Source organism: Leifsonia psychrotolerans (assembly GCF_013410665.1).
Lineage (GTDB): Bacteria > Actinomycetota > Actinomycetes > Actinomycetales > Microbacteriaceae > Cryobacterium > Cryobacterium psychrotolerans_A.
On sequence record NZ_JACCFM010000001.1, the window covers coordinates 2604541 to 2615814 of the forward strand.

Consider the following 11274-nt stretch of genomic DNA (forward strand, 5'->3'; position numbering starts at 1 on the left):
CAGTCACATTCGGGCCGGGCTGGGCCGCAGCCTCACGGCGGCGTCAGCCTCGCGGTACCTCATGCTCTGCAAGAAGCCGAGCAAACGTGCGTGGCGAGAGCGCTTCATTCCAGTCCCAGCGCCAGAAGCTGCTCACCTGCTTACGCAGCGTGTCCTCACGCTTCTTCTCCGCTCGAACGACCTCGGCCGGATCACGATCGCCGAGAATGATGCCACGGGTGTATTTGTGCCAGCCATCGAACTCACCGATCTTCCGAACCCCACGCCAGAAGAAGTCGACCCAATAGTCGCGACCATCACCGCCCCGGAAGTGCACCTGCACCTCAGGCACTTCAAACCCCAGTTCGAAAATACGCACTCGGCTCAGTGATTCCCCGACATTTGCAGCTCCAGAGTTGGCGAAGTTGATAACCCGCTCGACTTTGCGGACCCCCACCCTGGGGTTCACCCGAGCAAGCTCTTCGCGCAGCCCGTCTTTCGTGAGGGTCGGCAGCCCACGCACACCGCGCTGCCGCTCCTGTTCTGCGCGTTCTGCTTCACGCCGCAGCGCCTGGTCGGCTACCCCCACCCCGGTGAGAAAGCTACTGTGCGCTGCCACATCGATGACCGTCCGGGCCAACGACGTGGCCAGCATCCCGTCGACGCGCACCGGCTCAGCCACAAGCCCACCACGATGGCTGGTGACGTACCTCGAGGAATTCCCGCCGGCGGCATCCGGCTCGTGCGTGTGCACGGTCGTCGGCCACGGCCCGACGATCGGGAGCCCATGGATCACCGCCGCCGACAAATGAGACAGCACCGTGGGCCGCTCAGTCAGGGCCACGCATGCCCGGACGAACATCCGGTAGCGCAGTTCGGGCCTCGCCTGCTCCCACCCGCTTGCTCCCACATAAGCACCCCGACGGATGCGCACCAACTGTCCCCGTTGGATCATCCGCTCAATTTCATGCGAGTTCACCCCGTTCTCGTTCAGTGCCGTCCCCAGAACGAGGCCCTGATTTCGAGCACTCAGAATCTGCACGATGTCGGCGAGTGCCGCATCGCTCGGCTCGCGCCCGAAGGATGCCGCGGTTTCACAGGTGACCACACCTCACTCTGTCGCCCGCGGCGGCGGCGCGGCACGCATCCGCGCCGATCCAGTGCATAACTCGCGCAGCGTGCGATCGGGGAGGACCCCTCTCGCCCCCGCGCCCGCGCGTGTAGCGCCGCGGACCACGTCCAGGAAGCGGGCCCACGGTTAGTCGTGGGCCCGCTTCCCGAACGTGGTCCGCGGCGGTCGGGCGCCGGAGCGAAGCGCCCTGCAGTCAGAGTCAGCGAGTGGCGGGCCGCCCGACCGCACGCCAGCCGGCGCCCAGGCCGGCTGCCCAGATCAGCGCGGCGAGGGTGAAGCAGCCAACGAACGGCCACACTCCGCCCAATGCCGCCAACGAGACGAACACGATTCCCGTGAGGGCGATACAGGCCGCCGAGCCGATCGCATCCGCAATCGAGATCGCACTGCTGACAAATCCTTGGTTGTCGACGGTCGACGCTTGAAGCGCGATGACGGAGGTGCGCGGGTACATGAGCCCCATGCCGGCGCCTCCGAAGCCCCAACCCACGATGAGCGCCCACGGCGGCATCCCGGAGAGCGGCGCAACGATGGCCACGGCCAGCGCGAAGCCGAGCAGCGCCAAGCCGATGCCGAAGCAGCGCGGATGGGTGAGCTGAATCGGATATCGCCCCTGCACCTGCGACGCGATCGCCCAGGCGACACCGCCGAGGGTCAGGGCCAGCCCGGCCATCGAGGGGGTCAGGCCGTACTGCGACGACAGCAGGTACGGAACATAGATTTCAGCGCTGAAGAAGGCACCGGCGATGATGCCGCGAAACAGCACCACGCTCGGCAGGCCGGCTGCGGCGCGCAGAGTGCCTACCGGCAGCAACGGGCGCACGGCAAGTGCCACGACGACGATGGCCACGACGGGGACGAGCCAGCGCGCCACACCTTCAGCTGTGGCCGACAGGTTCAGGGTGAGCACGGCCACGGCGGCCAGCGCCGACCAGGCGATGCGCGAGATACTCCAGGGCGCGGCATCCGGGCCCAGTTTGTTGCCCATGCCGCGCAGCGCCGGAAGCACCATGATCAGGGCCGGAACGACAAGCAGCACGACGCCGAGAAAAACCCAGTGCCAGGTAAAGGTCTCGGCCACAACACCGGCCAGGAAGGGGCCGATCAGCGAGGGAATCACCCAGGCTGCTGCGAAACCGGCAAAGATTCGAGGGTGCAAAATCGCTGGGAAGACGCGCGCGACGATCACGTAGAGCGCGACGATGATGGCGCCGCCACCCAGCCCGTGAATCAAACGACCGACGACGAGCACCTCCATCGTCTGCGCCGTACCGGCAACGATCAGTCCGATCGTGAAGAGCACAACGGATGCCAACAGCGCCCCACGCGGACCGCGCCGGTCCGACCAGTTTCCGGCGAGCACCATGCCCACCACGCTGACCGCCAAAGGGCCGGCGAAGGCCAACGCGTAGAGCGATTCGCCGCCGAGCAGCTTGCTGACGCCCGGCATGACCGTGGTCACGGCCATCGACTCGAAGGCACTCAGCAGAATCAGCGAGAACATGCCGACGCTGATCCACCGGAAACGCGGGCTCAGCACCCCCTCGCCGGGCGCGGCGTCGAGTACCATCGGTGTCGTTGGGGGCGTTCCCGGGATGCTGGTCTCAGATGAATTCGATTCAGCGGTCGCCCCGGGATTCATCGGCATCTCGACGCCTGGTGTCTCGTCGTTCTTCACAGTTCCTAATTCCATGGTCGGTTCCCTGACAGTGCTGCCCGGCACGGCAACGGATGCCCGTGCGGGTCGCCACTGACGCTCTGTGCAGTCTCTAGTGTGTACCTGCGCCGCACATTTGCCCCACGGGTGCGACCACATCGACGAGATTAGTCAGTCGCCGCGACCCCGTTTCAACCTGAGAAGCATCTGTGAGAGAGGGCACGCGGGAAGCATTCCGCCCCCCGCATACGTTCGAATTGGGGAAGGACAACTACGAGAGGCCTCTATGACCCCCGCTTCATCCTCCGGCTCGAAGGCCGGGGCAGAGACCCCGACCATCAAGCAGCAACGCCAGATTCAGCGCGACAAGAAGCTTGAAGAGTTCCGTCGTCAGGAGAAGCGCAGCAAGCGTAACCGCACGATCGGAATCGTCTCTGGTGCCGTCGCTGTGGTGGCGGTTGTCGGCCTCGTTGTCACATCCGTCGTTTTGACCCCACAAAAGACGACATATACCGCTGGGGGCACGGGCGCCAAGGTCTCGGGCGCCGAGACATTCACGAACGGCGCCGGTCACGTTGAGACCGCCGTCACGTATCCGCAGACGCCACCCGCCGGTGGCGAGCATAACCCCATGTGGCTCAACTGCGGTGTCTACACCGAACCCGTTCCTAACGAGAATGCTGTGCACTCGCTCGAGCACGGCGCCGTGTGGGTCACCTACGACCCGTCGATCAGCGACGACGACCTCGCAGCTCTCAAGCTGAAGCTGCCGTCGACGTATGTCGTTCTCTCGCCGTTTGCAGATATCCCTGCACCGATCGTGGTCAGCGCCTGGAACGCTCAGCTGCAGGTCAAGACCGCTGACGACCCGCGTATCTCCGAGTTCATTGAGGAGTACTGGAAGAACGAAAGCGTTCCAGAGCCCGGCTCCGCCTGCACGGGCGCACTCGACGCCCCCGGCAAGGTCAGCTAACTCGTTCCCCTCTCGTCCGGCCCGCCGCCGGGCTGGACGAGACTTTTCTCTGGAGTCCTTCCGTGTCAGAAACAGACGTGCCGCGCCCTCGTAGTCGCGCAGTTCTCGTGATCGCCGTGCTCGCGCTTGTCGTCGTCGTGGGTATCGGCTCGTTCGCGGCCGGGCGGCTCAGCACGCTTCGCACGTCAACGCCCGGCACGACCAGCGCCGAAGCCGGTTTCTCCCGCGACATGCAGGTGCACCACGATCAGGGCGTCGAGCTCGCGATGATCGTGCGTGACCGTACGGATGCCCCTGACGTGCGCCTGCTCGCCTACGACATTGCGAGAACGCAGTCCCAGCAGTCCGGCCAAATGTACGGATGGCTCACCGAATGGGGTGTGTCACAGGCCTCCCCCGAGCCGCCGATGACCTGGATGACCCGCCCCGGCCGATCCGACACCGGACATACCCACGAATCGATGCATGCGGCAGGCCAGCCCATGCCGGGCCTGGCGACTCCCGCGCAGATCGCTGAACTGACGGCGGCATCCGGGGTGGAGGCGGAGAAGATCTTTCTCACGCTCATGATCGCCCACCACCAGGGCGCAGTCGACATGGCAGAGTCGGTGCAGGATCGGGCCAACAACAGCTCGGTGCTCACCTTCGCGAACAGCGTCGTGCTGAGTCAGAAGTCAGAGATTGAATTGATGCAAAGCATGTTGGCGAAGCGGCAGTAGCCTTCTCACCTCGCCTTCCCTCACTTTCGTTGCGCCGTTTCTCGGCCGCTTCTTGTGCCCGGATTCGGTTAACAGAGAGTTCTACCGCGCGTCGTCGCGCCGAAGAACGGCGTGTCGCGGCCTTAACCGAATCCGAGGACGGGAAGCACCGTGAGCAGCGTGACAGCGCTGGGCCGGACTGCACACGGATTCCGGGGCTCAAGCGGCGGGCATACGGATGCCCCGGCTACGAGGTCGTGACCTGCTCTGAGTAGAGCCGCGCATAGATACCGCCGCGTTCGAGCAGCTCAGTGTGCGAGCCGCGCTCGACGATCCGACCCGCGTCGACGACGAAGATGACGTCGGCGGCGAGAATCGTCGAGAGCCGGTGGGCAATGGCGATCGTCGTGCGTCCGCGCGAGGCGGTGTCGAGCGCGGCCTGCACGACGCGCTCCGAAATCGCGTCCAGCGCACTCGTGGCCTCGTCGAGAATGAGCACCTCCGGGTCTTTCAGCAGCACTCGGGCGATGGCGATGCGCTGTTTCTCACCCCCGGACAGCCGGTACCCACGCTCGCCGACCACGGTGTCGTACCGCTCAGGGAACGAGGCGATTGTGTCGTGGATATTCGCGGCCCGCGCGGCGGTCTCGAGCTCTTCGAGCGTCGCATCCGGTTTCGCATACCGCAGGTTCTCGGCGATCGTGGCATGAAAGAGGTAGGTCTCTTGGCTCACGATGCCGATGTGAGAGACGAGGGAGTTCTGGATGAGGTCACGCACGTCGATCCCGGCGAAAAGCACGCGTCCCGCCGACGCCTCGTAGAAGCGCGGAATCAGATACGACACCGTGGTCTTGCCCGCGCCGGACGGGCCGACGAAGGCTGCGAACTGCCCGGGCTCGATGGTGAATGAGACATCATCGAGGGTGGGACGGGCATCCGTTGCCATGTCGGGATACCGGAACGACACCTGATCGAATTCCACGCGACCCGACGCAGCGCTCGTCGCGGGAACGGCGAGGGCGTCGCGACGGTCGCTGATCGCCGGGCGCAGGTCGAGGTACTCGAAGATGCGTGCAAACAGCGCGCTCGAGGTCTGCAAATCGAGCGCGACTCGCATGAGCCCCAGCAGCGGGAACATCAGTCGGGCCTGCACCGTCGTGAAGGCCACGATGGTGCCCGCCGTCACATCGGCTGCACCGTTGTTCAACAAAAAGCCAGCCACCAGGTAGACGATGGCCGGAATGCTCGAGAGAAAAATGTTGACCATTGCGAAGAACCACTGGCCACTCATCTCCAGGCGCACCTGCAGGTTCACCTGGTTCTGGTTCTCGTCGGAGTAACGGGCCGTCTCGGCGCTCTGCCGCGTGAAACTCTTCGACAGCAGGATGCCGGACACGCTCAGCGCCTCCTGGGTGATCGCCGTCATGTCGGAGAGGGATTCCTGCGTCTTACCCGCGATTCGGGCGCGCACCTGACCGACCCGGCGCTGCGCGATGACGAGCACCGGCATCAGAATCACGGCCACGATAGTGAGCTGCCAGTTGAGGAGCACCATGGCGGCGAAGGCCGCGATGACCGTCACGGTATTGCCGAGCACACTCGAGATGGTGTTGGTGAGCACGTTCGCGACGCCGCCGACGTCGTTCTGCAAACGTGACTGGATGACGCCGGTCTTCGTGCGCGTGAAAAAGCTGAGTTCCATGGACTGCAAGTGGGAGAAGAGCTTGACGCGCAAGGCCCCCATGACTTTGTTGCCGACGGTGGCCGTCAACCAGGTCTGCCAGACGCCGAGCAGCGCCGAGCTGACGAAGACCGCGGCCATCAGCCCGACGAGAATCGCCAGCAATCGGAGGTCGGGCTCCTGCCCGCGCGGAAAGAGTGCGTCGTCGAACACGCGCTGGGTGAGTAGCGGCGGAATCACCGAGAGCGCGGCGCTCACGATGACGAGGATGATGGTGAGCGTGAGCGGGCGCCGATAGGGGGTGAACAGCCCGCCGATTCGGCTCAGCAGGTTATGAATAACGGGCGCCGACGCATTCTCGGCACGTTGGGCTCGTGCGTCTCCGCTGCTCACGCGCCCGCCACCACGCCGGCCGCCACCGCCTCCACCACCACGCATTCCGCTCATTCATTCACCCTACGTTGTGCGCGTGGCTGCGCGAACACGCTGAGCCGTTCGACGGATGTCGGTTGCGTCAGCGCTGCGAACCAGCGAGCAGCGCGGTGACGAAGTAGCGCTGGAAGGCGAAGAAGACGATCAAGGGAATGATCATCGACAGAAACGCGCCGGAGGAGAGCACGTCGATGTTGGCACCGAACTGCCGCAACTGGCTTTGGATCGCCACGGTCACCGGTTGGGACGACGCGTTGGTGAAGATCAGGGCGATCAGCAGGTCATTCCACACCCACAGAAACTGAAAGATACCGAGCGACGCGATGGCCGGCATACCCAGCGGCAGGATGATGCGCGAGAAGATTCGCCACTCGCTCGCTCCGTCAATGCGGGCGGCTTCAAGCAGTTCACCGGGAACCTGGGTGAAGTAATTCCGCAACAGGAATATCGCGAATGGCAGCCCGAACGAGACGTGGAAGATGATCACGCCGACTATGGAGCCGAAGAGCCCAATCGAACCGAAGAGCTTCGCAATCGGAATCAGTGCGACCTGCACGGGCACGGCCAGCAGCACAATCACAGCGATCAACAGCCAGTCCCGCCCGGGGAATTTGATCCAGGCAAACGCGTAACCGGCCAGAGCGCCAATGCCGATGACGAGCAAGGTCGCTGGAACGGTGATGAGGATGGTGTTGACAAAGGAACCCATGAACTGGGAGTTGCCGACCAGGTTGCTGTAATTCTGGAGGGTCAACTCGGCCGGCTTCGTGAAGACCGTCCACCACCCCGACTGGCTGTTGTTCAGGCTGCTGCGGAGCGATGAAACGAACAGCCCGACGGTGGGCACCAGCCAGAACACCGCGATGACGCAAAGCACCAGGTTGACGATGCCGTGACTGAAGAACCCGACGATGCGACCGCCGAGAGAACGCTTGGGTTTGACGAGGGTGAGGTTGCGGGCGCTCGTCGCACTCGCCACGTTTCTCACTTCGGCGAGGTCGGGGGTAGCGAGCGGGTCGACGGCGGTCATCAGCGGTCCCGGTCTGATCTGAAACGGCGCACATTGATGATCATGAAGGGCAGCACCAGCACCAGCAGCAGGATGGAGAGCGCGGATCCGAGCCCCTGGTCGTTACCGCCGCCGAACGATACCGTCCACATCTGCACGGCGATCACCGTCGCAGCCGGCAGCGATGACGGCGGTGGAATGACATAAACCAGGTCGAAGATCTTCAGCACGTTCACGATGAGAGTCACAAAGACGACGATCAACACCGGCGAGAGCAGAGGCGCGGTGATGCGTCGGAAGACCTGCCACTCGTTGGCACCGTCCATGCGGGCGGCCTCCTGCAGGGAACGATCCATCGCCGAGAGGCCGGATGCGATCATCACCATCGCGAAACCGGCCCAGATCCAGATGTAGCTGAGGATCACGACGGCGGTGACGAGTGTCGGCCCGAGCCAGGACACCCCGGCGTACGGCGCGCTGAAATTGGAGGCCGGCAGTGTCACCGACACCGCCCCGGCCGGCAGCTTCGCCAGCACATAGCTGCCGTCGTCGGCCGTGCGCGTCGTGCCGACGATCGTGCCCGCCGAGTTGACGGCGTTAACCTCGATGCCCGGCAAGCCCTTCTTGCCGTCGCCGAGAGCACCCGCTGTTCCGCCGCCGCCCCTGACGAAGTCGAGCCAGACGGTTCCGGCGATCGCGTCGGCGGCGGGCTGGGGGGCTGCGACAGCGACTGTTGCATTGCCCGGAAGCGACTTCGGGGTGACACCGATCAACGGAAAATCTTGCATGGAGCCCGGACTGACCGGGTTGGCGGCCAGCACCGCGCCATCCGTGGTCGTCAGCCCGGTGTTCTCGCGCGGCCGGGCGTTCGGGTAGACCGAACCGCCGCCCACGGCGTTGTGGATGCCCACCAGTGTGGCGTTCACCAGGCCAAGATTGGGGTTCTCTTGAAATGTGGTGCGAAAGATCACGCCGGCCGCGACCATCGAGATCGCCATGGGCATGAACACGATCAGCTTGAAGGCGGTCCCCCATTTGATGCGGTCCATCAGCACCGCGAAGATGAGCCCAATGATCGTGACGCTCACCGGAACCACCAGCACCCAGATGACGTTGTTCCGGATGGAGATAAAGGTGGCCGGGTCGGTGAACATCGTCACGTAGTTGCCCAGGCCGAGAAAATTCGTGCCTGCCGCGTCATACAGTGAACGCCAGACCGAGTAGACCACCGGGTACGCGACGAGCACACCGAGCAGCAGGAGGGCCGGCGCCAGGAAGGCGGCCGCGATCAGGGCGCGATGGCGGCCAGCCGCCACCGGATGCCGGGAGGATGGTGTCCCGGATCCGGTGGGTCGAGTCGCTTCCGTAGCAGTACCGGCACCGCCGGACCGGTCGGCGGCGCCGGCGAGTGAGCGTGTCATTGTTCGCCCCTCCCCCGGAGGGTCAGTTGCCCCAGGCTGCGGCCGCGGCTGCTTCCAGTTTCTGTTGGGTTCCCGCGATGTCCGTCGGGCTGTTGAAGAAGTCGATCAGAATCTGCCATTCGCCGGCGCCCGGGGTGCCGCCGAATGCGCTCGGTGCCTGGTCTGACATGTCGAAACGGAAGGTCTTGGCGTCAACGAGGGCCTGGGCGATCTGCTTGCTCGTCGCATCCGGGTAGGCCGCCATGTCGACCTTCTTGTTGGGCGACGTGAAGCCGCCGGCCTTCACCCAGATGGTTGCCGCTTCGGGTGTGGCCAGATAGCTCATGAGCGCTGCTGCACCCTTGTTGTCTTTCAGCTGGGCTGCGACGTTGCCGCCGCCCACCACCGATGTCGGGGAGTCGTTGATCGAGGGGAAATCGTAGAACTTCGCCGTCTTGCCGACGACCGACTTGGTGTCGCTCGCGATGTTGCTGGCCACGAAATCGCCCTCGTAAACGGTACCGGCGGCTGGCGGATCGCCGAACACGGCGATGACAGAATCTCCGAAGGTGCGCTGCGCAGTGCCGGGCTGCACCACAGTCGCGTTCGACCAGAGTGTGGCCAAGTCGGTCAGGGCCGTGGTGACGGAGGCGTCCGTCCACGGAATCGAGTGGGTGCTGAGCTTGTCGTACATGGCCGGCCCGGCGGTGCGGAGGTAGACGTTCTCGAACCAGTCGGTCAGCGGCCAACCCGCATCCGCACCGATGGAGAGTCCGTAGACCCCGGAATTGGCGACCACTCCGAGCTGCGTGAGGAAGTCATCCCAGGTCTTGGGCACCGTTGCACCGGCGTCGTCGTACACAGTCGTGTTGTACCAGACGGTCGATTTGTTGGCGCCCTTGAACCAGACGCCGTACATCTTTCCGTCCGAGGTACCGAGGTCGATCCAGTCTTGCGAGTAGTCGGCCTTTACTGTGGCTTGGGTTGCCGAATCGAGCGGGATGAGGCTGCCGGCCTTCGCCAGCGAGTTCAACAATCCCGGCTGCGGGATGACCGCGACATCCGGTGGATCGCCGCCCTCAATCTTTGTGTTCAGAGTCGTGGCGACGTTGCTGCCGTAGCTCGTGTAGTTGACCTGCGCCCCGGTGTCGGCGGTGAATTGGGCCAGAACCTTTTCAAAATTCGTCTGCTCGGTGCCCGACCAGTCGGCGGCCACGTTGAGAGTGACGCCCTTCAGGTCGGCGGATGGGCTCGTCGGGCTCGCACTGGTCGTGCTCGCCCCACTGGAGCAGGCCGACAGCACGACGGCGATCGATCCCGCAATGGCCAGTGGTGCGAGGTAACGGCGTTGCCGCATGGTGTTCATCTGTGCTCCTCATTGAGTCAGGAACAGCCCACTGCGTGGGACCGAATCCACAGGGCACGGTACGCCTCGACCCTCACACCGACAACGGCGCAGCAGCCCGGTCTCGGAGTTGTTATCGAACCGTTGCCCTGCAGGGCCCCGACGACCCGGAGGCGCGCCGGCTCGCCCCGCGGTTACGGCTGCCGATTCTGCCGAGCCTGATGATCGAGAATGTCGATCAGGTCGTTCGCAAAGCCCACCAGGATCGCAATCTGGTCTTCGTCACGCTCGATCCATCGGCATTCCGGCACCGCACTGACCGGCACGAAGTTCTCGTGCTGCTCCCAGACCAGCAGAGTGCGCTCGGCGCCCAGCACATATTGTTGCCACCACACCTGTCGCAGATAGGAACGCGGGATGCTGCGCCACGGCTTGCTCGTGGTCTTGATCTCGGCGAGCTCAAGATTGCCGCTCTGTGTCAACAGCACACCATCGGGGGTGGCCAAGTGCCGCACGTGATGTTCAGCGCGAAACAGCGCAGTGCTCGGCTCGATGCCGTAGTTGTTCTGCACCCAGGCGGCGATCTCCGGCTCACGCGCCCGACCATGGTCGGTGTAACTGTTGCCGCTGAAACTGGTGCCGTGCATTTTGTCGTAGGCCGCGTTCTGCACCGATTTGGGGGTGGCGAGCTTGGCGACATCCGTGGCGGTAATGCCCTGGTTACGGGCGCGCAGCCAGGCGACCCGGTCGGTCGAATCGGCGACGATGCGCTGCACGTGTGAGGGAATTTGGGGCCGACGTGCGGGGTTCGCCGCCTCATCGAAGAGCGGGAACAAGGTGTCGGTCACTCCTCTATTCTCTCCCGTCATCGGCGCGGAAGCTGCCAGGAAGCACTCAGTTCGCCTCGTCATGCGTGACGACGATCAGGTGAGGCCCGGTCGCGCCCGCCCCACGTCGCTGAGGCCACT

Annotated in this window: 9 protein-coding genes; 2 read left to right on the top strand and 7 right to left on the bottom strand. The window is 64.4% G+C overall.

Annotation, left to right across the window (positions count from 1 at the left end):
* Positions 1–43 precede the first annotated feature (43 nt).
* Complete coding sequence (locus tag HNR05_RS11885; protein ID WP_179579203.1) at positions 44–1087, bottom strand: type IV toxin-antitoxin system AbiEi family antitoxin domain-containing protein; 1044 nt, start codon at positions 1085–1087, stop codon at positions 44–46.
* 223 nt (positions 1088–1310) lie between these two features.
* Positions 1311–2804: an MFS transporter gene (locus HNR05_RS11890; RefSeq protein WP_246318396.1), complete on the bottom strand. Its 1494-nt coding sequence runs from the start codon at positions 2802–2804 to the stop codon at positions 1311–1313.
* 250 nt (positions 2805–3054) lie between these two features.
* Here HNR05_RS11890 and HNR05_RS11895 point away from each other — a divergent pair, with 250 nt between their 5' ends.
* Entirely contained in the window at positions 3055–3741 is a 687-nt protein-coding gene (locus HNR05_RS11895) for a thioredoxin-like domain-containing protein (RefSeq protein WP_179579205.1), read from the top strand.
* Between the two features lie 62 nt (positions 3742–3803).
* Entirely contained in the window at positions 3804–4460 is a 657-nt protein-coding gene (locus HNR05_RS11900) for a DUF305 domain-containing protein (RefSeq protein WP_343062572.1), read from the top strand.
* A gap of 226 nt (positions 4461–4686) precedes the next feature.
* On the opposite strand, the gene HNR05_RS11905 is transcribed toward HNR05_RS11900, so the two are convergent.
* The 5 genes from HNR05_RS11905 to HNR05_RS11925 all read right to left on the bottom strand — a co-directional run bounded on the left by HNR05_RS11905 (position 4687) and on the right by HNR05_RS11925 (position 11154).
* Positions 4687–6558, bottom strand: coding sequence for an ABC transporter ATP-binding protein (locus tag HNR05_RS11905; protein ID WP_179580909.1), 1872 nt, complete (start codon positions 6556–6558; stop codon positions 4687–4689).
* Positions 6559–6634: 76 nt separating this feature from the next.
* Complete coding sequence (locus tag HNR05_RS11910) at positions 6635–7582, bottom strand: carbohydrate ABC transporter permease (protein ID WP_179579207.1); 948 nt, start codon at positions 7580–7582, stop codon at positions 6635–6637.
* Positions 7582–8982 carry an ABC transporter permease gene (locus tag HNR05_RS11915; RefSeq protein ID WP_179579209.1) on the bottom strand — a complete coding sequence of 467 codons (1401 nt, stop codon included), beginning with the start codon at positions 8980–8982 and terminating at the stop codon, positions 7582–7584. Before HNR05_RS11915 ends, HNR05_RS11910 begins: the two co-directional genes overlap by 1 nt.
* A 22-nt stretch (positions 8983–9004) precedes the next feature.
* On the bottom strand, positions 9005–10327 hold the full coding sequence (locus tag HNR05_RS11920) for an ABC transporter substrate-binding protein (RefSeq protein ID WP_218868883.1): 1323 nt from the start codon (positions 10325–10327) through the stop codon (positions 9005–9007).
* Between the two features lie 173 nt (positions 10328–10500).
* The gene (locus tag HNR05_RS11925) at positions 10501–11154 is read right to left on the bottom strand and encodes a YqaJ viral recombinase family protein (protein ID WP_425485082.1); all 654 of its coding nucleotides are present in this window, start codon (positions 11152–11154) and stop codon (positions 10501–10503) included.
* Positions 11155–11274: the final 120 nt, after the last annotated feature.

Excerpts from the sequence above, each read along its gene's own strand:
- HNR05_RS11915 (WP_179579209.1), bottom strand. The coding sequence starts at position 8,982 with ATGACACGCTCACTCGCCGGCGCCGCCGACCGGTCCGGCGGTGCCGGT.
- HNR05_RS11895 (WP_179579205.1), top strand. The coding sequence starts at position 3,055 with ATGACCCCCGCTTCATCCTCCGGCTCGAAGGCCGGGGCAGAGACCCCG.
- HNR05_RS11890 (WP_246318396.1), bottom strand. The coding sequence starts at position 2,804 with ATGGAATTAGGAACTGTGAAGAACGACGAGACACCAGGCGTCGAGATG.
- HNR05_RS11905 (WP_179580909.1), bottom strand. The coding sequence starts at position 6,558 with ATGCGTGGTGGTGGAGGCGGTGGCGGCCGGCGTGGTGGCGGGCGCGTG.
- HNR05_RS11910 (WP_179579207.1), bottom strand. The coding sequence starts at position 7,582 with ATGACCGCCGTCGACCCGCTCGCTACCCCCGACCTCGCCGAAGTGAGA.
- HNR05_RS11920 (WP_218868883.1), bottom strand. The coding sequence starts at position 10,327 with ATGAACACCATGCGGCAACGCCGTTACCTCGCACCACTGGCCATTGCG.